General features: G+C 70.9%; 24 protein-coding genes. 14 read left to right on the forward strand and 10 right to left on the reverse strand.

What is annotated here, in order from left to right; translation table 11 throughout:
- The first annotated feature begins 11 nt into the window (after positions 1-11).
- The 6 genes from OWR29_RS00870 to OWR29_RS00895 all read left to right on the forward strand — a co-directional run bounded on the left by OWR29_RS00870 (position 12) and on the right by OWR29_RS00895 (position 5,390).
- Positions 12-1,364, forward strand: coding sequence for an MFS transporter (locus OWR29_RS00870; protein ID WP_267560279.1), 1,353 nt, complete (start codon positions 12-14; stop codon positions 1,362-1,364).
- Positions 1,361-1,738: a DUF2255 family protein gene (locus OWR29_RS00875; RefSeq protein ID WP_267560280.1), complete on the forward strand. Its 378-nt coding sequence runs from the start codon at positions 1,361-1,363 to the stop codon at positions 1,736-1,738. Before OWR29_RS00870 ends, OWR29_RS00875 begins: the two co-directional genes overlap by 4 nt.
- A 9-nt stretch (positions 1,739-1,747) precedes the next feature.
- Entirely contained in the window at positions 1,748-2,626 is an 879-nt protein-coding gene (locus OWR29_RS00880; RefSeq protein WP_267560281.1) for an aldo/keto reductase, read from the forward strand.
- A gap of 66 nt (positions 2,627-2,692) precedes the next feature.
- Positions 2,693-4,087, forward strand: coding sequence for an alpha/beta hydrolase family protein (locus OWR29_RS00885; RefSeq protein WP_267560282.1), 1,395 nt, complete (start codon positions 2,693-2,695; stop codon positions 4,085-4,087).
- Positions 4,088-4,149: 62 nt separating this feature from the next.
- On the forward strand, positions 4,150-4,671 hold the full coding sequence (locus OWR29_RS00890) for a SigE family RNA polymerase sigma factor (RefSeq protein WP_267560284.1): 522 nt from the start codon (positions 4,150-4,152) through the stop codon (positions 4,669-4,671).
- Entirely contained in the window at positions 4,668-5,390 is a 723-nt protein-coding gene (locus OWR29_RS00895) for a hypothetical protein (RefSeq protein WP_267560285.1), read from the forward strand. The genes OWR29_RS00890 and OWR29_RS00895 overlap by 4 nt, the downstream gene beginning before the upstream one ends.
- 108 nt (positions 5,391-5,498) lie before the next feature.
- Here the strand turns inward: OWR29_RS00895 and OWR29_RS00900 are convergent, their stop codons facing one another.
- Positions 5,499-6,023, reverse strand: a complete 525-nt coding sequence (locus OWR29_RS00900) for a hypothetical protein (protein WP_267560286.1) — start codon at positions 6,021-6,023, stop codon at positions 5,499-5,501.
- A 1,237-nt stretch (positions 6,024-7,260) separates the two neighbouring features.
- On the opposite strand from OWR29_RS00900, the gene OWR29_RS00905 reads away from it, so the two are divergent.
- Complete coding sequence (locus OWR29_RS00905; protein WP_267560287.1) at positions 7,261-9,297, forward strand: amidohydrolase family protein; 2,037 nt, start codon at positions 7,261-7,263, stop codon at positions 9,295-9,297.
- Between the two features lies 1 nt (position 9,298).
- Here the strand turns inward: OWR29_RS00905 and OWR29_RS00910 are convergent, their stop codons facing one another.
- Genes OWR29_RS00910 through OWR29_RS00925 form a run of 4 tightly spaced genes read right to left on the reverse strand, consistent with a single transcriptional unit; the run spans position 9,299 to position 11,323 of the window.
- Positions 9,299-10,165, reverse strand: coding sequence for an LLM class F420-dependent oxidoreductase (locus tag OWR29_RS00910; protein WP_267560288.1), 867 nt, complete (start codon positions 10,163-10,165; stop codon positions 9,299-9,301).
- A 40-nt stretch (positions 10,166-10,205) separates the two neighbouring features.
- The gene (locus OWR29_RS00915; protein ID WP_267560289.1) at positions 10,206-10,508 is read right to left on the reverse strand and encodes a hypothetical protein; all 303 of its coding nucleotides are present in this window, start codon (positions 10,506-10,508) and stop codon (positions 10,206-10,208) included.
- 36 nt (positions 10,509-10,544) lie between these two features.
- Positions 10,545-10,901, reverse strand: coding sequence for a DUF3618 domain-containing protein (locus tag OWR29_RS00920; RefSeq protein WP_267560290.1), 357 nt, complete (start codon positions 10,899-10,901; stop codon positions 10,545-10,547).
- Positions 10,898-11,323: a phage holin family protein gene (locus tag OWR29_RS00925; RefSeq protein WP_267560291.1), complete on the reverse strand. Its 426-nt coding sequence runs from the start codon at positions 11,321-11,323 to the stop codon at positions 10,898-10,900. Before OWR29_RS00925 ends, OWR29_RS00920 begins: the two co-directional genes overlap by 4 nt.
- A gap of 259 nt (positions 11,324-11,582) precedes the next feature.
- On the opposite strand from OWR29_RS00925, the gene OWR29_RS00930 reads away from it, so the two are divergent.
- The 3 genes from OWR29_RS00930 (at position 11,583) to OWR29_RS00940 (ending at position 14,638) form a co-directional block, all read left to right on the forward strand.
- On the forward strand, positions 11,583-12,338 hold the full coding sequence (locus tag OWR29_RS00930) for a TetR/AcrR family transcriptional regulator C-terminal domain-containing protein (RefSeq protein ID WP_267560292.1): 756 nt from the start codon (positions 11,583-11,585) through the stop codon (positions 12,336-12,338).
- Positions 12,339-12,483: 145 nt separating this feature from the next.
- Entirely contained in the window at positions 12,484-13,248 is a 765-nt protein-coding gene (locus OWR29_RS00935) for a DUF2382 domain-containing protein (protein WP_267560293.1), read from the forward strand.
- A gap of 97 nt (positions 13,249-13,345) precedes the next feature.
- Positions 13,346-14,638, forward strand: coding sequence for a GAF domain-containing protein (locus OWR29_RS00940; RefSeq protein WP_267560294.1), 1,293 nt, complete (start codon positions 13,346-13,348; stop codon positions 14,636-14,638).
- Between the two features lie 85 nt (positions 14,639-14,723).
- Here the strand turns inward: OWR29_RS00940 and OWR29_RS00945 are convergent, their stop codons facing one another.
- Both OWR29_RS00945 and OWR29_RS00950 read right to left on the reverse strand, forming a co-directional pair.
- Positions 14,724-15,506, reverse strand: coding sequence for a DUF2382 domain-containing protein (locus OWR29_RS00945; RefSeq protein ID WP_267560295.1), 783 nt, complete (start codon positions 15,504-15,506; stop codon positions 14,724-14,726).
- Between the two features lie 27 nt (positions 15,507-15,533).
- Positions 15,534-16,223, reverse strand: coding sequence for a hypothetical protein (locus OWR29_RS00950; RefSeq protein WP_267560296.1), 690 nt, complete (start codon positions 16,221-16,223; stop codon positions 15,534-15,536).
- A 348-nt stretch (positions 16,224-16,571) separates the two neighbouring features.
- On the opposite strand from OWR29_RS00950, the gene OWR29_RS00955 reads away from it, so the two are divergent.
- Positions 16,572-17,360: a DUF2382 domain-containing protein gene (locus tag OWR29_RS00955; RefSeq protein ID WP_267560297.1), complete on the forward strand. Its 789-nt coding sequence runs from the start codon at positions 16,572-16,574 to the stop codon at positions 17,358-17,360.
- A 108-nt stretch (positions 17,361-17,468) separates the two neighbouring features.
- Here the strand turns inward: OWR29_RS00955 and OWR29_RS00960 are convergent, their stop codons facing one another.
- Complete coding sequence (locus tag OWR29_RS00960) at positions 17,469-18,479, reverse strand: ATP-binding protein (protein WP_267560298.1); 1,011 nt, start codon at positions 18,477-18,479, stop codon at positions 17,469-17,471.
- 155 nt (positions 18,480-18,634) lie between these two features.
- On the opposite strand from OWR29_RS00960, the gene OWR29_RS00965 reads away from it, so the two are divergent.
- The 3 genes from OWR29_RS00965 to OWR29_RS00975 are packed head-to-tail and all read left to right on the forward strand — an operon-like array spanning position 18,635 to position 19,996.
- The gene (locus tag OWR29_RS00965; protein ID WP_267560300.1) at positions 18,635-18,973 is read left to right on the forward strand and encodes an ArsR/SmtB family transcription factor; all 339 of its coding nucleotides are present in this window, start codon (positions 18,635-18,637) and stop codon (positions 18,971-18,973) included.
- The gene (locus OWR29_RS00970) at positions 18,970-19,437 is read left to right on the forward strand and encodes an SRPBCC family protein (protein WP_267560302.1); all 468 of its coding nucleotides are present in this window, start codon (positions 18,970-18,972) and stop codon (positions 19,435-19,437) included. The genes OWR29_RS00965 and OWR29_RS00970 overlap by 4 nt, the downstream gene beginning before the upstream one ends.
- Positions 19,424-19,996 (forward strand): TIGR03086 family metal-binding protein, encoded by a 573-nt coding sequence (locus OWR29_RS00975; RefSeq protein ID WP_267560303.1) that lies wholly within the window; start codon positions 19,424-19,426, stop codon positions 19,994-19,996. Before OWR29_RS00970 ends, OWR29_RS00975 begins: the two co-directional genes overlap by 14 nt.
- A gap of 30 nt (positions 19,997-20,026) precedes the next feature.
- Here OWR29_RS00975 and OWR29_RS00980 read toward each other — a convergent pair whose 3' ends face one another.
- Positions 20,027-20,605, reverse strand: a complete 579-nt coding sequence (locus OWR29_RS00980) for a polysaccharide deacetylase family protein (protein WP_267560304.1) — start codon at positions 20,603-20,605, stop codon at positions 20,027-20,029.
- Positions 20,602-20,841 (reverse strand): hypothetical protein, encoded by a 240-nt coding sequence (locus OWR29_RS00985; RefSeq protein WP_267560305.1) that lies wholly within the window; start codon positions 20,839-20,841, stop codon positions 20,602-20,604. The genes OWR29_RS00980 and OWR29_RS00985 overlap by 4 nt, the downstream gene beginning before the upstream one ends.
- Between the last annotated feature and the right edge of the window lie 7 nt (positions 20,842-20,848).

Consider the following 20,848-nt stretch of genomic DNA (forward strand, 5'->3'; position numbering starts at 1 on the left):
AGCACCCGACGATGATCCTCGCGATCATCTGCCTCAGCTACTTCATGGTCATCCTCGACAACTCGATCATCTTCACCGGCCTGCCCCGGATCGAGGCGGCCATGGACTTCAGTCCCACCGGCCTGGTCTGGGTGCAGGACGCCTACACGCTGGTGTTCGGCGGCCTGCTGCTGCTCGGCGCCCGCTCGGGCGACATCGTGGGCCGGCGGCGCATGTTCATCGCCGGGCTGGTGCTGTTCAGTTCGGCGTCGCTGCTGGTCGGGCTGGCGACCGACCAGTGGTGGCTGATCGCCGCCCGCGCCTTCCAGGGCATCGGCGCGGCAATCCTGGCGCCGTCGTCGCTGTCGCTGCTGACCGCGAGCTTCGCCGAGGGCCGCGAGCGGGCCAAGGCGGTGGCCGCGTACAGCGCGGTGGCCGGCATCGGGGCCAGCGCGGGCCTGGTCGTCGGGGGTGTGCTGGCCGATCTGGTGTCGTGGCGGGCCGGGTTCTTCCTCAACGTGCCCCTCGGCCTCGCCATGATCGTCGCGGCCCGCCGGTTCATCGGCGAGACCGAGCGCCGCCGGGGCCGCTTCGACCTGGCCGGGGCGCTGCTGGCCACGCTGGGGATGACCGCGCTGGTCCTCGGGATCATCGAGTCGTCGCTCGTGGCGGTGGCGCTCGGGGTGGTGCTGCTGATCGGGCTGGTGGCGACCGAGGCCCGGGCCGGGCAGCCGATCATGCCGCTGCGGTTGTTCGCCGACCGGCGGCGGACCGGCGCCTATCTCGTACGGATGCTCTACCTCGGCGCGATGATCGGGTTCTTCTTCTTCACGTCGCAGTACCTGCAGGGGGTCCTCGGCTTCAGCCCGCTGGCCGCCGGGCTCGCCTTCCTGCCCATGTCGGCCGTCAACTTCGGGGTGGCGGTGCTGGTCAACCGGGTCATCGGGCGCTTCGGCGCGGTCCCGGTGCTGATCGCCGGCGTCGCCGTCACGCTGGCCGGCATGGTCTGGCTCAGCCGGGCCGGGGCCGGCAGCGAGTACGTCACCGCGGTCGCCTTGCCGATGGTGCTCATCGGGGCCGGGCAGGGGCTCGCCTTCGCGCCGATGACTTCGGCCGGGCTGGCCGGGGCCGACCCGGCCGACGCGGGCGCCGCCTCCGGGCTCGTCAACACGTTCCACCAGCTCGGCAGCGCTCTGGGCCTGGCCGTGCTGGCCGCCGTCGCCGGGGGAGGGGCGCTGGCCGATCGGGTCGGCGCGGCCCTGACCGGCAGCAGCGTCCTGCTGGCCGTCGCCCTGGCGCTGGTCGTCACATTGATCGCCCTGCGGCCCCGGCGGCGTCCCGCCGTGGTTGCGCCGACAACTGAGGGGTACTTGGTGAAGCCGTGACAACCTGGACCGAAGACGAGCTGAGGCGCGTCGGTCAGGCCGAGGAGCTGCAGATCAGCTCGACCCGGGCCGACGGGAGCCGGCGACCGTACGTGACCATCTGGGTCGTCCGCGACGGTGACGACATCTACGTGCGCAGCGCGTACGGCGCCAACAACGGCTGGTTCCGGCGGGCCAAGGCGTCCGGGACCGGGCGCATCCGGGCCGGTGGGGTCGAGCGTGATGTCGAGTTCGCCGACGCCGCCCCCGATGCGTACGCGGGAATTGATCAGGCCTATCACAGCAAGTACGACCGGTACGGACCGAAGATCGTCGGCTCCGTCGTCGGCGCGCAGGTCGCGCCGCTCACCATCCGCTTATTGCCCCGCGACTGAAGGACAATCATGAGCACTGTCCCGAGCTTGAAGCTCAACAACGGCGTCGAGATGCCAGCGCTGGGCTTCGGCGTCTTCCAGACCCCGCCCGACGAGACGACCGCCGCGGTCGAGGCGGCCCTGTCCACCGGCTACCGGCACGTCGACACCGCCGCCGCGTACGGCAACGAACGCGAGGTCGGCCAGGCCGTGGCCAAGTCCGGTCAGCCGGTCTTCCTCGAGACCAAGATCTGGATCAGCGACTACGGGTACGACGAGACCCTGCACGGCTTCGAGAAGAGCGCCGCCAAGCTGGGCGTCGACCGCATCGACCTGCTGATCCTGCACCAGGCGCTGCCGTCCGAGTTCGGCCGTACGCTCGACGCGTACCGGGCCCTGGAGAAGTTGCTGGCCGACGGCAAGGTCCGGGCCATCGGCGTCAGCAACTTCATGGTCGAGCACCTGACCGAGCTGCTCGAGAAGACCACTGTGGTGCCCGCGGTCAACCAGATCGAGGTGCACCCGTACTTCCAGCAGCGCGAGGTGCAGCAGTTCGGCGCCGAGCACGGCATCCTGACCCAGGCCTGGGCGCCGATCGGCGGCATCACGTTCTACCGCGACAGCGGCCACCGCAGCACCCTTGAAGACCCGGTCATCGGCGAGATTGCTTCGGCCTACGGCAAGAGCCCGGCCCAGGTGATGCTGCGCTGGCACCTGCAGCAGGGCCGTCAGGTGATCCCCAAGTCGACCAACGCGAAGCGCATCGCCGAGAACTTCGACGTGTTCGACTTCGAGCTCACCGCGGACCAGCTGACCGCCATCGACAACCTGGAGACCGGCAAGCGCGGCGGCCCCGAACCGTCCGACGTCACGATGGAGACCTTCGGCCGGCCCATCCCCGAGGCCTGATCGATCCCGCCTGACGTCTTGACATCGGTCGATGGCGAGCCTGGAATGTTACCGGGAGGTAACGCCATGCTCCGGGGTCGTGCCGCAGTCGTCCTTGCTCTGCTCGTCTCGTTCGCCGCAGCGCCGGCGCCCGCGATGGCCGCCGCGCCGGCCTGTGCGGCGCCGGCGCCGAGCACGACCCAGCCGGGTTACCTCGTCGCCGATCCGGCGTGCAATGTGGACGGCACGCCGTTCGTGGCGCTGCCGGGCGCCCGGGTGCACGTCGGGATCGAGGCCGGGGCGGCCTATCGCATCGAGGTGCCGGACGCGTGGAACGGGCGGCTCGTCGTCTGGGCCCACGGCTACCGGGGGACAGGCACGACCGTCTACGTCGACAATCCCGGGCTGCGCGAGCACTACGTGAAGCGCGGCTACGCGTGGGCCGCCTCGAGTTACGCGACCAACGGGTACGACGTCGGGCAGGGGGTCCGCGACTCGGTCGCCCTGATCGACGTGTTCCGGCGGGTCGCCGACGTCCGGGCCCGGTCGGTGATCATGTCGGGGGCGTCGATGGGCGGGCACGTCACCGCCGTCGCCATCGAGGAACACCCGCGGGCGTTCGCCGGCGCCATGCCGTACTGCGGTGTGCTCGGTGACACGGCGCTCTACGACTACTTCCTGGACGCGAACGTCACGGCGGCCGCGCTGGCCGGGGTGGACATCGAGTTCCCGCTGAAGCCGGACGCCGGCTATCAGCAGCGCTGGCGCGAGCAGGTGGGGCGGATCGTCCCGGCGCTCGGCCTGCCGGCCGCGTCCACGCCGGCCGGGCGCACCTGGTCGGCGGTGGTGGAGCGGCGCAGCGGCGGGGACCGGCCCGGGTTCGACAGCGCCTTCGCGTACTGGAACGCGGCGCCCTCATTGCCGCCGCTGGCCGACCTGCCGTTCCTGTTCGGGCTGTATCCCGGCCTGCAGGGTGGCACGGCGGGCATCGCGCCCGGCAACGTCGCCGACAACCGCCGCACGATCTATCGCAGCACCGACCGCCTGTGGCCGACCACAGCCGAGTGGCGTCTGAATCAAAAAGTGCTTCGGGTACGCCGTACGGCCGCGGCCGACCCGGGCCTGGCCGGCATTCCCCGCGTCGACGGCAACCCCCGGATCCCGGTCCTCAGCCTGCACGACATCGGCGACCTGTTCGTGCCGTTCTCGATGGAGCAGGCGTACGCGACCCGGGCCGCCCGCCACGGCAAGTCCCGCCTGTTCGTGTCCCGGGCCATCCGCGGGGTCGGCCACTGCGACTTCACCCAGCCCGAACTGACCGAGGCCTTCGACGACCTGACCAGCTGGATCGCCACCGGCCACCGCCCCGCCGGCGACGCCGTCCTCAACCGCCGGGCGGTCGCCGACCCGGCCTTCGGCTGCCGCTTCACCCGAGGCGCCCACCGCACCTTCGTCGCGCCGGCCTGCCCCGCTGCTCCGTAGCCCGTGCAACCATTCGGGCCCTTCGCTCGTCTTGGTGCGCATGAAACGGAGAGAGGCCACACATGGCCCGCGGTGACGACGAGTTCATCGCGTTCGCCCAGGCCAGTTCGTCGCGGCTGCAACGGGCGGCGTACCTGCTCACGGGCGACCAGCACGCCGCCGAGGAAGCGGCCCAGGCGACGTTGGTCAGGGTGTACGCGGCCTGGGGGCGGGTCAGCCGCAAGGACCCCTACGCGTACGCCCGCACGGTGCTCACCAACCTGGTCACCGACCAGTGGCGGCGACCCATGCGCGAGTACGCGACCGAGACCATGCCGGAACCGCCGGCCGCCCAGGACGTCGCCGACGTCGTGTCGAAGCGGCGCTGGCTGATCACCGCTCTGCGGGCGTTGTCACCGCGGGAACGGGCGGTGATCGTGCTGCGGCACTTCTTCGACGCCAGCGAGGCCGAGGTGGCCCGCGAACTAGACCTGTCCGCGGGCACGGTGAAAAGCCTCAACTCCCGGGCCCTGGCGAAACTGCGCATCACGGCCGGCCTGGTGCCGCCGCTACGAACCGAGACCGAGGCAGGGGTAGGACAGTGACGCAGCTCGAAGAACTGAAGGACGCCATGCACTCACCACCCGACTTCCGCCCCGCGCCGATGGATCTGCAGCAGGTGATGGCGTCCGGAGGCCGCATGCGCCGCCGCCGTCGACTCTTGGTCGGCGGTGCGTCCGCGCTGACGGTGGCCGCCCTGCTGATCGGCGGCAACCAACTGGCCGGCGGCTCAACCTTCCCGACCCCGGCCGCCGGCCCGTCGGCGCCGCTGCCGTCAGCCGTCAACTCGTCGGCGCCCGGCGTGCTCGGCGCGGTCATCGAGACGGGCAGGCAGGCCGAAGGCCGCCGATGGATCCTCTACGTCGAGACGGTCGACCCCGACAACCTCGACGAAACGCTGACCCTGATTCTCGGGCGCACCAAGACCGGCACGATTGACGACTTCCGCCCAGAGATCGAAAGCAACGACCCCGGAGCCGGACGCATGGCCCCGGGCTTCCACGCGGTCAAGGCCGGCCGGCTTCTCAACGGCCGCACCACCCCGACCTTCGGCTACTACGTCGGCGACGCCACCAGAATCACCGCCCGCGACGCCACCACCGGCAAGACGGTCGAAGCGAAACGGGCGGCGTGGAGCGGGTTCGCCCCAACGGAAAAGGCCCAGATCTTCTGGTTCGACTTCACGGAGGGCCGGCCGCCGGCCACCTTGACCGACCTCACCGCGTACGACGCCAACGGATCCGAACTGCACGTCGCCGGCTGAGACGCGCTTTCTCACTCCGCGCAGAGGTTGGTGCGGCACGGGGTGTCGTTTGTTTAGTAGCTGCCGGCCGGCCGGCTCGGTTGGGATGCCGAGCCGGCCGGCCAGTGGTCAGCGGCAGGCGCCGTAGCGGGCGCTGCGGAAGCGCTTGATGACGTCGGCCGGGACGCCGGGGCAGATGTCGGCGGTGCCGCTGCTGAGGACGGTCCAGGCGCCGGCGGCGTGCTTGAAGACGACGTAGGACTCGTCGGAGTTGGAGCGCTCGGGGACCGTGGTGGCCGCGTAGCTCTTGTAGCAGACGATTTTCGTGAACGTGGAGTCCGGGAAGACGCCGTCGTCGGGGTTCGCCTTCAAAGCCTTCTGCAGTTGAGCGTTGGTCACGGGGCAGGCCGCCGTGGGCGCCTTGGTCGGAGACGTCGAGGTGCGGGTCGGGCGGGCGCCCGTGGTGGCCGCGCCGGTCGTGGGGGCGGCCTCCGTGGTCGGTGCAGGCGGCGGCGTCGTCGTCGTGGCCGAGGAAGTCGGCGCGGCGGCCGGCGCCGCAGCGCCGTCGACCCGCTCGACGCCGCCCGCGCACCCGGACAGCAGAAGGGCGGCGGCGGTGGTGGTGGTGACAACGGCCAGGAGGGACTTGCGCATCTCGGTAACCCCGTTCGTTCATCGCATGACTCTGTTGTCTGGTGCGATGCGGTCCCGGACCACTTAGTTCTCATGATCAGGTAACGGGATCATAACGGCTGCGTCGTCGCCGATCAGCGGGCCGGACTGAGCTTCCGATCAGGCAACGGAAGCACGGCGGCCACGCAGTCGCGATCAGCCGCCACCCGCACGGGGCCTTGAGGCGGTGACGCGGCGGCGGGTCGAGCGCAGGACGCCCGTATCGACAGGGCTCGCCGTCAACATGTTGATGCCGTACATATTGACGTCAATGTTGATTCAGTCAATATGAACCCCGTCCACATCCGTGTGATCGGGCGGCAGTCAACCGAGCCGGTTCCTCACCCGCGCGTCTGTTGGCGGTCGGTCGGCAGCGGGCGTGGCCACTTGCTCGCCCTGCGCGGTCGGCCGGCGAACTACTTAGTCGCTCTCGTCCGCGTGGTCGGCTGGCAGCCAACGCTGGCCGCTTGCTCGACTGCGCGGTCGTCCGGCGGCCGTCCCAGGGGCTTTCTCGTCCGCGCGGTCGGTCGGCAGTCTCGGTTGTTGGCGTGGCCGATTCCTTGCCTGCGCGGTCGGTGGGCCGCCAACGTAGCCGCTCGCTCCGTGCGATCGGCCGGCGGTCAACCTGGCCGCATTTCGCCGGCGCGGTCGGTCAGCAGTCGGCCAGCGGGGAATGTGGCCGCTTCGTCACCCGCGCGGTCGGCTGGCACCCAACGTGGCGCTTCCTTGACCGCGGTCGGCTGGCGTCCACCATGGCGCTTCTTGCCCGCGCGATTGGCCGGTAGTTAACCCGGCCGCTTCCTTGCTCGCACGTGGGGTAGGCGTCGGCTGGCTGCCAACCGGCTGGATGCTCGTCCCGCGCGTTCGGCCGGCGGTCAACCTGACCGCTTTCCTCCGCGCGGTCGGGCGGTGGCCGAGCTGGCTGCTTGCTCGTCCGCGCCGGAGGCCTCGCATCGAGCGCGAGGCGGTGCGCGTCGGGCTTTGGCTGCGCTTTGTGGGCGGCCTTCGCGTGGGGCGACATCGTCGGCGGGTGGGGGAATCGCTGTTGATCTGGTCGGGGACCGGTGGCCGGGGTGGTGCGTTCGGGGCGGTGTGGGCGGCATTAAGGGCAACCGGCGGGGCGGGAGGACGCAGATAAGAGAAAATCTCACATCTACATCTATGAATGGGGTGTGACATTTTTTACACTCGCCCCCACTGATCAAGGAGGGGGTTTCCGGTGACGAGACTGCGCAAACTGGCTGCGGGCTTACTGGTGTTCGGGCTCGTCGGGGGGCTGCCCGCGCCCGCCGTCGCGGCTGCGGCCTGGGCGCCCGCGTACACCCTGGAGGGCGCCTGCATGACGCTTCAGGTGTTCGACGGGGCCACCTCCAAGGGGTTCGTCCGCCGGGATTCCGTGGGGTACGGCTTCACGGGCACGGCGGCGGGCGCTGAGCCGTTCCGGTTCGAGGCGACCCAGCTGGGCCGGTATCTGCTGCGTGACTCGACCGGCAAGCCGCCCTATCAGAGCGTGCTGAACTGGGTGTGGGCCGGTGACTCGTACGGGGAAAGGGCCGACTGGACGGTGAGCGCCGCCGACGGCCGCTACCGGTTCGTGTCGACCGCTACCGGGCAGCAGATGGGCGTCTACCTCGGCGGGCTGGGCGCGGGCAACGCGAACTCGACCGTTGCGCTGGCGCCGGCCAGTGGGTGCGCGGCCGCGCCGGACATCGCCACCGGGGTCAGCGGCACCCCGGCGCCCGGTGTCGACGCCAACGGCAAGCTGGTCGGGTGGATCGACGCGCACGCGCACATCACGGCGTCCGAGGCGTTCGGTGGCTCGCTGCACTGCGGTGACCCGTACGCGCCGGGTGGCGTGACGGTTGCGCTCAAGGGGTGCCCGTCGCACGCGACTCTCGGCTGGGGTGCGCTGCTCGAGGCGATCATCGCCGGCACCGACCCGATCGACTCGGCCGAGGACGGCTGGCCCACGTTCGGCGACTGGCCGCAGTACGACACGATGCTGCACGAGGCCTCGTACTTCCGCAGCCTGGAACGCGCCTGGCAGTCGGGGCAGCGGGTGCTCAACGTGCTGCTGGTGGCCAACCGGGTCATCTGCGGGCTGACGCTGCAGCACACGTCGTGCGACGAGATGGACCAGATCCGCGCGCAGTCGGACTTCCTGCGCAAGATGCAGGACTATGTGGACGCCCGCAGCGGCGGCCCCGGTAAGGGCTGGTTCCGGCTGGCCACCACCCCGGCCCAGGTGCGTCAGATCGCCGCCCAGGGCAAGCTGGCCGTCACCATCGGCGTCGAGAACTCCGAGATCTTCGGGTGCCGCGAGGTCAACGACGTGCCGCAGTGCACCAAGGCCCAGATCGACGCCGGCCTCGACGAGCTGGCCGGCATGGGCGTCAGCGGCATCTACCCGGTGCACAAGTTCGACAACGCGTTCGGCGGCACCCGCTTCGACGAGGGGGTCACCGGCGCCGCGGTCAACGTGGGCAACCTGATCTCGACCGGGCACTGGTGGCAGGCGACCTCGTGCACCGGGCCCTCCGACAACGAGCAGCCGCTGGTCAGCGACGACTTCGCCCGGTTGCTGCAGCTCGGTGTGGGGCTGCCCGCCGGGGCGATCCTGCCGGTCTACCCGAGTGGCAAGATCTGCAACGTACGGGGTCTGACCGAGCTCGGCCGTTATCTGGTTGAGCGGATGATGGACCGCGGCATGATCATCCACATCGACCACATGAGCGTGAAGGCCGCCTCGGCTGTGCTCGACCTGGCCGAGCAGGCCAAGTACCCGGGCGTCGCCTCGGTGCACAGCTGGTCCGACCCGTCGATGGTCAACCGGATGCTCGGGGTCGGCGGTTTCGTGGCCGGCTACGCGTTCTCGGCCACCCCGGACGGTCAGGACACGCCCACCTTCCTCGAGGAGTGGCGGCGGAACACGTCGCTGGCCAACGGCTCGAAGATCACCGGGTACGGGGTCGGGACCGACGTGAACGGCCTGGGCACGCAGGCGGCCCCGCGCCAGGACGCCGCCGCCCGCCCGCTGACCTATCCGTTCACCGCGACCAACGGCACCCGGGTGGACAGGCAGGTCTACGGCACCCGCACGTTCGACCTCAACACCGACGGCGTGGCCCAGTACGGCCTGTACGCGGACTGGCTGACCGACCTGCTCAACCAGGCCGGCCCGGACGCCCCGGCGCTGCGCCGGCAGTTGCTCAGCGGCGCCGAGGCGTACGTCTCGATGTGGGAGAAGGCCCGCTGAGTCAGCTGATGAGCTTCCCCGCCAGGGCACGGAACGCCTCGGCGGGGAAGCTGGTGGCGTCGCCGCCGTTGAGAACCTGGATCGCGACCTCGTCGGCGCCGGCCTGGAAGTGCTTCTCGAGGCCGGCGGCGACCTGTTCGGCCGTGCCCCACGGGATGACGGCGTCGACGAGGCGGTCGCTGCCGCCGCCGGCCAGGTCGTCGTCGGTGAAGCCGAAGCGGCGCAGGTTGTTGGTGTAGTTGGGCAGCGTGAGGTAGCCGGCGGTGTACTGCCGGGCGACGGCGCGAGCCTTCTGCGGGTCGGGCTCGAGGACCACGGCGACCTCGGGGGCGAGCAGCCGGTCGGGGCCGATGGTGGAGCGGGCCTCGGCGGTGTGCTCGGCGGTGGTGAAGTACGGGTGGGCGCCGGCCGAACGGTCACGGGAGAGTTCGAGCATGCGCGGGCCGAGGGCGGCCAGCACGCGCCGCTCGGGGGCCAGCCCGGCAGCGTCGAGAGCATCCAGGTATTCGACCGTCTTCGAGTACGGCTTGCGGTAGTCGGTGCCGTCGTTCTCGACCAGGACGGCGTGACTGGCTCCGAGGCCGAGCAGGAACCGCCCGGGGTGGTCCCGCTCCGCGTCCTCGGTGAAGGCGGCCACCTCGGCCGGCGAGGTGTGCCAGACGGTCGCGATGCCCGAGGCGACGCCGATGCGCTCGGTGCCGTCCAGCAGCTCACGGAAGCGGGGCGGCAGTTTCTCGTCGAAGCCGGCCGAGAACCAGATCCGGTGATAACCGAGCTGTTCCAGCTCGGCCGCGGCGTCGATGGCGGCCGGCGTGCTCTCGCTGGCGAGGAAGAACGGCTGCCACACGCTGACGAGTCGTTGTGTCATGCCTGAACACTACGACTCGCCGCGCGGGCGCCCCGCGACGTCAGAGGTCGCCGGGTGCGATCGTTGTCGTGGCCGCGCCCTTGGGGCGACGCCGCGGCGGGGTCCTCGGCGCGTCGGTGACCACAACGGTCTCCTGGACGTCGGTCACTACGAGGGCGGCGCTCGCCGCCGGTTCGTCCGCGCCGGCGGCGGGTGCCGTTCCGGGCTCGTCCTGGGCCGGCGTCGAGGCGGATCGCCGCGCCTTGCGGGCGGTGGCGACGATCTGGTCGTACTTCTCGCGTCCGGCCCGGCTGCCGAGCACGTAGCCGATGGCCAGCCCGGTGGCCAGCTTGATGACCCTCATGATGGTCCTCTCTTGTCTGTTGCCTGGATGACGCTGTCAGCGCCTGGAGCGCGCTGCGATGACGATGGCGACGATCACGGCGGTTGCCGCGGCGCCGATGACGGCCAACGGCAACGGCTGCCGCAGCCGGGCGGGCAGGTCCGAGTCGGCCAGTTGGTGTCTCGCTGTCGACGTTCGCCGGGCCACTACGCCGGCGGCCTGCGCGGCTTGGTCCTTCACGCCGGCCAGCTTCTGCCGTACCTGGTTGCCGGCATCACCGGCGGCCTGCTTGGCGCGAGCCTTCACGTCGGCCTTGGCCGCGAGCTCCTGCACTGTCTGCCCGAGGTCGGCGCGGGTCTGCTCGATCTCCGCCCGGAGCTGGTCGGCGTCAGCGGGGGTGTCCGGGTTGCTCATGAGCGTCCCTCTCGTACGGCGTCCTTCACGGTTCGTACATCGGCTTGCGTGCCGGCTATCGCGTCCTGAGGCAACGGGGGCGCGGCCGACTGCAGCTTCTTGCGGCCCAGCAACGCCGCGATGCCGGCGGCGGCGAGCACGACGACCAGCACGACCAGGATCGCCACCCACAACGGCCAGATCAGGTCGAGCAGGACCACGGCCAGGGCCAGCAGGAGGCCCAGCCCGTACAGTCCGAGCACTGCGGCGCCGCCGAAGAGCCCGCCGCCGACACCGGCCCGCTTGCCCTTCTCGGCCAGCTCGAGCTTGGCCAGCGCGAGTTCGTCCCGGACCAGCGTGGAGATCTGCGCGGCGGCCTGACCGACCAGATCCGAGGTGGATGCCGCCGAGGGCGACGAGTTGCCCGCCATATTTTCCGACATGATGACCACTCCTCACCGTCCCGGCGGCAGGTTGCGACCGGAACGCGTCCGCCCACTTTCCCTCGAACCACATTTTTCAACCTCGTCACGCCGGAATTCGGCGATGGATTCCGGCGCGGTGTTTATGTACTAAACCAATTAACCGAATGGGTTTCACGTCCACGCCCGGGGTGCGGCGGGCGAACCCCTGACCGCCGTGCTGTGCCCTGTGGGAGGCTTGTGCGGTACGTGACGGCCCGCAGCCGGCCCTGGAGGCGTGATGGTGGACCCCGACACTCCCGGCGAAGCCCCGGCGGCCGTCCCGGCAGGCGCGCCCCAACCCGGCCGGAGCGGTCTGGACCGGCAGCGCATCATCGAGGCCGCGGTCCGTTTCATCGACGAGAACGGCCTGCGCATGCTGACCATGCAGCGGCTGGGCGCCTATCTCGGGGTCGAGGGCATGGCCCTGTACCGGTACGTCCCGGGCCGGGAGGCGCTGCTGGACGGTGTCGTCGAGTCCGTCGTGGACGAGTTGTTCGGGGATCCGCACGTGCACCTCGAGGCCCACGCCGGCTGGGTGGACTATCTGCAGCGCCTGGCGCACGGCCTGCGCCGCATCGCCCTGGCCCACCCGGAGGCGTTTCCGCTGGTGGCGACCCGTCCGCCGGCGGCGCCGTGGGTTCGTCCCCCGCTGCGCAGCCTGCGCTGGATCGAGTCGCTGCTCGAGGTGATGACCGAGGCCGGGTTCTCCGACGAGAACGCCGCCGCCGTGTACCGGGCCTTCAGCAGCTTCCTGCTCGGCTACCTGCTGCTCGAGGTGTCGGCCCGCGGCGTGGAGACCGGCCCGGTCGAGGAGCCCGACGTGTCGCCGATCGAGGATCTCAGCGGCTATCCGCTGTTGCAGCGACTCGAGCCGCATCTGTCCGTCGACGTGGCCGCCGAGGACTTCGAGGAGGCCCTCGAGGCTCTGCTCGACCGGGTCGCGCTGCTTCTTCCGCGGCGCCGCCGGCCGCCTCGCCTGACCGCCGACAAGTGAGGATGATCATCGACGCGGGTCGCCTGTTTATGTCGTAAACGGGAGGGCAATCCCAGGGCGTCAAGCGATCGGAGGAACGCGCGGAAGTCGATCGGATTTCCGCGCCGCTGTTCCCTGATCGCCATTTCCCCCGGAAGGATCAGCCATGATCACGCAGAATGACATCAGCCGCCTCGACGACGCCGACGTGTACGACACCGACGGTGAGAAGATCGGCTCGGTCGGTCAGGTCTACCTGGACGCCGAGAGCGGCGACCCCGAGTGGGTGACGGTCAGGACAGGCCTGTTCGGCGCCAAAGAGACCTTCATCCCGTTGCGCGGAGCCGACGTCACCGGGGACAGGGTGGTCGTCGCGTACGCCAAGGAGCGGGTCAAGGACGCTCCCCGGGTCGACGCCGACGGGCCGTTGTCGCAGGCCGAGGAGGGCGAGCTCTACTCGTTCTACAACCTGACCTCGTCCGGCGACGACTACCGGTCCGACTCGTACGCGGAGGCGGACGGCGCGCAGGGCCGCCACGCCACGACCTCCGGCGACGACGCCATGACGCGCTCCGAGGAACACCTGGTCGCCGGCACCCGTACCGAGCAGGCCGGCAAGGCGCGGCTGCGCAAGTACGTGGTCACCGAGGAGCAGCAGGTCCGCGTGCCGGTGACCCGCGAAGAGGTGCGCCTGGAGCGGGAGCCGATCACCGACGCCAACGTGGGCGGCGCCTACGACGGCCCGGCGATGACCGAGTCCGAGCACGAGGTGACCCTGCACGCCGAGCGGCCGGTCGTGGAGACCGAGACCGTGCCGGTCGAGCGGGTGCGCCTGGGCAAGGAGACGGTCCGCGACGAGGAGACGATCAGCGGCGAGGTCCGCAAGGAGCAGATCGAGTTCGAGGGCCCCGAGGGCCGCGACCGTCGATGACTCCGTCCTGTGGCAATGTTCAGCGTCGCCGGTTGAGCCGCGGCGCTGAACACGCCGCGGCCGAGCCGGCATCCGCAGCGGAGAGGTGGACGTGGAGATGACAGCGAGACCAGGCCCGGAGCCGGCCGCTGCCGGTCCGGCGGTCGCCGAGCAGCCGGCCGAGGACGATCTGCGGGCGCTGTTCGGCCGGTCCGCGGCCGTATTCGCTCTGCTGTCGGGGCCGGCCCACGTGGTGGAGTCGGCTAATGCGGCGTTCTTCGCCACGATCGGCGAGGACCGGGCCCGCACCGGTGTCGCCCTCGAGGAACTGATGCCCGAACTGGCCGGCCAAGGTTTCACCGCTCTGCTGGATCAGGTCTACCGGACCGGTGAGCCTTATGCCGGCCGTGACGTCGAGGTCCGGCTGGGCACCGGCCGGTCCGCGCGGCAGGCGTTCTTCGACTTCACGTACGAGCCGAGGCGAGCCGCCGGCGGCGCCGTGACCGGCGTCCGGGTCATCGGCGTGGAGACGACCCAGGCCAAGCAGGCCCAGCGGTTGATGGCCGAGCACCGTGCCCTGCTGGAGCAGATCATCCGGCAGGCGCCGCTGGCCGAGGTGCTCGACGGCATGGCCCGCTGCATCGAGCACCTGGTGCCGCAGGAGGTGCTCGTCTCGGTGCTGCTGGCCGACGCCGACGGCCGGCATCTGCGGCACGGGGCCGCGCCGAGTCTGCCGGAGTTCTACAACGAGGCGATCGACGGGATAGCCACCGGTGAAGGTGTCGGCTCCTGCGGCACGGCCGCCCACCGCCGGGAGCCGGTCATCGTCACCGACATCGCCACCGACCCGTTCTGGGCCGACTTCCGCGACCTCGCCGGGCGGGCCGGCGTGGCGGCGTGCTGGTCCACGCCGATCCTGGCCCGCGACGGCAGCCTGCTGGGCACGTTCGCCGTGTACCACCGCACTCCCAGCGTCCCGCAGGACGCCGACCTCGCCCTGACCCGGGTCTTCGCCGGCGTGGCGGCGCTGGCCATCGAACGTCACCACATCGAGCAGGCGCGGGCCGCCGCCGAAGCCCGGGCCCAGGAAGCCAACGACGCCCTGGCCGCGGCGGTCCGGGCCGAGCGCAAGCTACGCGCCGAAGCCGAGCAACGGGCTGCCGCCTCGGCCGAGCTGACCGCCCGGGTGCGCGCCGCCGCGGCCGCCCAGGCCGCCGCTCCGCGCCCGTACCTCTGCCAGCTCGGCGGACAGGCCGGATGTGCCGAACCGGCCGAACTCAAGATCGCCGATTCGTGGGGCGACGCCGCCTGGGGCTGCCCGGCCCACGTCGAGGAAGCCATCATCACCGTGCGGTCGGTGTTCATCGCCAGCGAGGAGCTTGGCGGTCTGGCCGCCTACGTCAACCGCTGACGCCGGCCCAGCCGATCGAGCAAGCCGGTGAAGTGGGCCTGCCACTGCGACTGACCTCGGATGGGCGGGACGAGCAGGATTCCGGTCAACGTGGCCGGTGGTCGTCGCCGCCATTGTGCTCGCCGTCCTGTTCCAGCTCGATCCGTTCCTTGCGGACCTCGCCGCTGACGGTCTCCGTTCCCGCGACGGTCTCTTTCCGCAGGCGCACCCGCTCCACGGGCACAGCCTCGGTGGTGACGACAGGTTGTTCCGCCCACAACGTCGTCTCGGCCTCGGGGGCGTCACCGCGGACGGCCGTGCCCTCCTCGGCGCGGTGGGCGGGCACGGCGGCGCCGGTGGCGGGCTCCTGCTCCAGCCGCACCTCTTCGCGGGTGACCGGCACGCTCACCTGTCGTTCCTCGGTGACGGTGTACTTGCGGAGTCGCGCCTTGCCCGTCTGCTCGGTGCGGGTGCCGGGAACGAGTCGTTCCTCCGACCGGGTCATGGCGTCGTCGCCTTCGCCGCCGGGCGTGTCCCGGCCCGCGGCTTCGTCGCTGTCCTGGCGTTCGGCGTGGTCCGGCCCGGAATCGTAGTAGCGGTACAGCTCGTCCTCGTCGTCCGGGCTGAGCTCACGGTCGTGGTCGACGCGGGGGGCGTGCTTGACCTTGTCCTTGCTGAAGGGCACCTCGAGGCGGTCGCCGTCGAGTGTGGCGTCCTGGATCGGCACGAAGGACTCCTTCTTGCCGAACAGGCCGGTGCGCACCGCCACCCAGGCGGCTTCGCCGGTGTCGTTGTCGAGGTACACCTGGCCGGCCGAGCCGATTTTGTCGCCGTCGGTGCTGTAGACGTCGGTGCCGTACACGTCGCGCACAGAGTCGCGATTGATCATGAAATCCTCCTCGGGCGGGTGCGGCGGTCAGCGTCCGAGACCGGCCTCGTCGACCTTGCGGTGGTACCGCATGCCGGCCAGGCCGCCGAGAACGGCACCGATCAGGGCGGCGACCAGGGCGATGACGACGGCGACGATGCTGCCGGTGGTGACGTTGTCACCGCCGATCGGCAGGCGCGGGAAGCCACCCACCCGGTCGAGAAGGTCGTACTTGTCGCCCAGGGCGGCGCCCGCGGCGGCGACGGCCGCGACGATCACGATCGCCCAGATCCACACGGCGATGCCCTGCTTGACGCCGCTGAACCGGGCCATGCGGCCGGCGACGTAGCCGCCGCAGAAGTAGGCCACCAGGATCACGGCCAGCAGGGTGAGGCCGCCGGCGAGTCCGATCGTCGCCGCGTTGTCCCGCGCGTCGCCGGCGTCGGCGTCGGTGGCGATGCCCACTGTGGCGCCGGCCGCGACTAGCAGGGCGGTGAGGATGACGGCGGTGCCGGTCGCGGTCAGCCAGCCGAAGAACGCCGAGCCCCATTTGATGCCGCCGTAGCGGTCCTTCTGGCGGGCCACGACCTCACGCCGATCGGTCGGGGCGACGGTCGCGCCGCTCCGCTGCGACGGGGCGGAGGTGCCGGCCGCGTGCGCGCCGGCCGGCCGGGCGCCGGAACCGTCCGAGGTGGAGGTCGGCGAAATTGCGTCTTTTCGATCAGGCGATGAACTCATGGCAATCTCCGACTCGGTCGCTGCATCGACTTCGGTCAGCCGCGTAGCCCGGGGATGCCCGCCCGTTTAACCGATAAACGCCGGTTGCCCATCCATATCGACGGCCGCGCCGAAAGCGCGGGCCGGGGCGGGCAGCGGATGTGCCGTCCGGGGGAGTTCCCGTTTCAACGACCTGTCGACGGGCACTGCACGGCCGGTAGGAGCGACTGTTGCCGTCGACGCGGACGTCCGCGAATACGGCAGTTCCCGCGAGCGCTTTCCGGGCACTCGGATCCGATTCCGTGCCTTTGATCAGCCCTTCGTCATCCGGCCGAACAGCCGGACGATCTCCCCTGCGGAAGGAATTCCATGATCACCCAGAATGAGATTCAGCGAGTCGTCGGCGCCGACGTCTATTCGAGCGACGGCGACAAGATCGGCTCGGCCGGACAGGTGTATCTCGACAACGAGAGCGGGGCTCCCGAGTGGGTCTCCGTCAAGACCGGCCTGTTCGGGTTGAAGGAGTCCCTCGTGCCGCTGGAAGGGGCTGCCGTCAGTGGTGACCGCGTCGAGGTGCAGTACGGCAAGGACCAGATCAAGGACGCTCCGCGGATCGACAGCGACGGCGAGCTGAGCCCGTCTGAGGAGCAGGAGCTCTATCACTACTACGGTGTGTCCCCCTCCGGCGGCGGGGTCGCCGGCCGGGACAGCGGCCGCGAGGGTGTGCGCGGCACGTCGTCCGACGACCGGGGCGACACCTCGGGCCCGGACACGGACGAGGCGATGACACGCTCCGAGGAGCGTCTGGTCGCCGGCACCCGTACCGAGCGGGCGGGTCAGGCTCGGCTGCGCAAGTACGTCGTCACGGAGCAGCAGCAGGTCGACGTGCCCGTCGCCCGGGAGGAGGCGACCCTGCACCGCGAGCCGATCACCGACGCCACCATCGGCCGGGCGATGGACGGTCCCACCATCTCCGAGGAGGAGCACGAGGTCACGCTGCACGCCGAGCGTCCCGTGGTGGAGACCGAAGCCGTCCCGGTCGAGCGGGTGCGGCTCGACAAGCACACCGTGACCGACCAGCAGACCGTCAGCGGTGAGGTGCGCAAGGAGGAGATCGAGTTCGAGGGCACGGACGGCACCGACCGCCGGGCCCGCTGACCGGCGCACGACGTTCCGGCGCCCCGGCGGGGGGCGCCGGCCGTTCGACGGCGCAGCTGGAAGAGGATCCGGGTCGCCGTCGTCCGACGGCCGGTGAGCGGTGTCCGCTCACGTGATGTGGGGGACGTCCAGGTGGCGGTGAGTCACTGCGTAGGGGAAGTACATGCGCACGGCGGTACGGCCGCCGCCCGTGCCGGTGAGCAGCACGTCGGCGAGCTGGCGGGCCACCCACAGGCCGGTGGGGCCGGCGGGCGTGGCCGGTGGGCGGTACCCGGCTTCGGGCGGGATCGGCCGGCCGCCGTGGTCGTCGACGTGCAGGACCAGCGTGGTGTCGTGGTTCCAGGCGCGGATCCGGACCGGCGGCCGGCCGTGCCGCACGCCGTTGGTGATCACTTCGCCGGCGGCCGCGACGATCTGCCCGACGGCGGTCGGGACGAAGTGGTGCCCGGCCGCCCACCGGGCGACGGCGGCGCGGCCGGCGGCGATCTCGTGGACGTGCCGCACGGTGATGTCGATGTCGGTGACCGGGGGAGCGGCCGTCATGGGGCGCTGGGCCGACCGTTCGAGGAATTCGTCCGGCCGGACGAACCCGGGATTGCCGGCGGCGCCGGCCGCGGTCCATTCCCGTGGGTGAACCTCGCGGATCTGGTCGGTGACCGGGGCCCTCAGCCGGCCGCTGTGCCAGATGCAGGTGATCGGGCAGCCGTAGCCGGCGAAGACACGGTTGGCCATTGCTTCGTAGCTCAGGTAGGCGGCGGCCCGGTCGACCGGTGTCCCGGGGGCCTGCACCAGGTCGGGTTCGGTGACGAGATGGACTCGTCGCAGCCCTGAGTGCTGGTCCCGCAAGTACCTCAGGAATCGGGCGTAGGTGAAGCCGAGCCGCTGGTAGAAGCGGTCGGTCGGGGCCCAGAGCAGTCCGTCGGCGGCATGGCCCAGGCCGGCGCGGACGACCGCGGCGGTCTGCTCGCCGACGACCATCAGGATGGTCTCGCGGGCGGCGATCGTCCGCCGCAGCTGCGGTACGAGGACGCGCTCGATGGTGTGTTCGTCGTCGACGACGAGGGCGTAGTGCTCGGGCGGACTGCCGGCCGGCGGCCGCACCACCTCACCGCAGTTCATGACCCGACCGCCGATCCACGCCGATCCAGCCAGGATCGGCGTGTGTGTCCCCGTCCGCAACTTCCTGCCCCGAAAGAGGGACGGCGACGGGTCTCTTGACCGGGGAAGGCGGGGCGGCTAGCTTGTCTTTCAACCACATAGTTGAAAGGCTGGCGATGACCGCCGACACTTTGTCGCGCACGTTCGCGGCGCTCGCCGATCCGACCCGGCGCGACATCGTGGCCCGGCTGTCGGTGGGGGACGCGACGGTCAACCAGCTGGCCGAGCCGTACGCGATGAGCCTGCAGGCCGTCTACAAACATCTGCGGGTGCTGGAGGAGGCGGGTGTCGTGAGCCGTCCGCCCGGGCCGCAACCGCGTTCGGTGCGGCTCGAGACCGGCCCGCTGAACGTGATGGACGAGTGGATCGAGCAGTACCGGCGCCGGGCCGAACAGCGGTACCAGCGCCTCGACCGGGTGCTGGCCGAGTTGGACGACGAGGAGCCCGAGGCATGACGCACGTCGAGGCGGATCCGGACCTGCCGATCATCCGGATCACGCGCGAGTTCCGGGCCAGCCCGGCCAAGCTGCTGCGGGCGCACACCGATCCGGAGCTGTTCGCCCGGTGGATCGGCCCGGACAGCCTGCAGACGAAGATCGAGCACTGGGACGCCCGTACCGGGGGAAGTTTCCGCTATCTCTCGGTCCGGGGCGACGAGGTGTACGCCTTCTACGGCTCGTTCCACTCGATCCGGCCCGATCGGCTGGTCCAGACCTTCACGTACGAGGGTGACCCCGACCAGGTGGGGCTGAGCACCCTGTGGTTCGACGACCTCGGCGACGGGCGCACCCGGCTGCGGACGCAGTCATTGGTGGACAGCTTCGAGACCCGCGACGGCTGGCTGAAGAGCGGCATGGAAGTGGGTCTGCGGGACGGGTACAACAAGCTGGAGAGGATGCTGAGCAATGACGCTGGCTGAACTGAGCGCCGCCGACCGGCACCGCGCCATCGCGGGCACGTTCACCGACCGGGTCCGCGCGGCCAAGGCGTGGGACGCCCCGGCCCCGGTGGACGGCTGGACGGCCCGGGACGTGGTGCGCCACCTCGTGGAGTGGTTCCCCGGGTTCCTGGCCGGCGGCTCGGGCATCGACCTGCCGCGCGGGCCGGGCGTGGACGACGACCCGGTCGCCGCCTGGCAGGCCCAGGCCGACGGCGTGCAGGCCGTGCTGGACGACCCGGCCACCGCCGGGCGGACGTTCTCGAACCCGCACACCGGCGACCTGCCGCTGGACCGGGCGATCGACCAGTTCTACACGACCGACGTCTTCATGCACACGTGGGACCTGGCCCGCGCCACCGGCCAGGACGACCGGCTCGACGCCGACTACTCGGCGCTGCTCATCACCGGCATGGAACCCATGGAGGAGCTGATTCGCAATTCCGGCCAGTACGGTCCCCGGGTGCCCGTGCCGGCCGGCGCCGACGCCCAGACCCGCCTGCTGGGCTTCATCGGCCGCGACCCGTTCTGGACCGCCTGAAACCCGCGACCCGTTCCGGACCGCCTGAAACTAGGGAATCCGCTCGATCGACCAGTTCGAGACCAGATGGCGGATGCCGTGCTCGCGCGCGGTCCGGTTGCCCAGCTGGTCGGCGTCGAAGCGGGTGCCGCCCTTCCACGCCCCGATCCGCGGCCGGACGCCGGTGATCGCCTCGATCCGGGCGATCGGCTCGACCACCTCGCGCTCCACGGTCAGCGGCGTGACCTCGGCGACCGTGGCGTGCGTGGCGGTGTGGAAGCCGATCTCGTGCACGGCCGCGATCTGGCGCCACTCGTCGTCGGTCACGTTGGCCAGGTGCGGGTCGTAGTGCTGGAACAGCGGGAAGAAGTACGCCTTGATCCCGAGCCGCTCGCACTCCTCGGCCCCGAAGAAGGCGGCGTCGCGCATCCCGTCGTAGAAGGCCACGAACACCCGTGGCCCGTCGGCGGGCGCCGGCTCGTCGGGATCGAACCGCGGGCCCATCCCGGCCACGTGGCGCAGGCTGCGGCGCACCGAGTCGCGGTGCTCGGCCGCGATCTCGTGGAAGTTCAAAGCCACGATCGGCGAGCGCATGAGGGCGGCGCTGTGCCCGGGCGTCCACTTGTTCACGGGGCCAGCCCCTCGCCCAGCGCCGACTGCAGCCGGTAGGCGTCGTACGAGAACAACTCCAGCGCGTCCGGGTCGACGCCCAGACCGGCGGCGGCGCTCGCGACAACCTCCGGCTGGTCGGCGCTCGCGTCGCCCTGAGCCAGGGTGTCGTCGCTGAACAGCACCATCGGGATGGCCGTGCCCTCGACCGACTGGCTGAGGATCATGCGTTTGAGATGGCTCTGCTCGCTCGGCACGTCGCGT

The sequence above is a fragment of the Paractinoplanes pyxinae genome, assembly GCF_026626335.1.
Lineage (GTDB): Bacteria > Actinomycetota > Actinomycetes > Mycobacteriales > Micromonosporaceae > Actinoplanes > Actinoplanes pyxinae.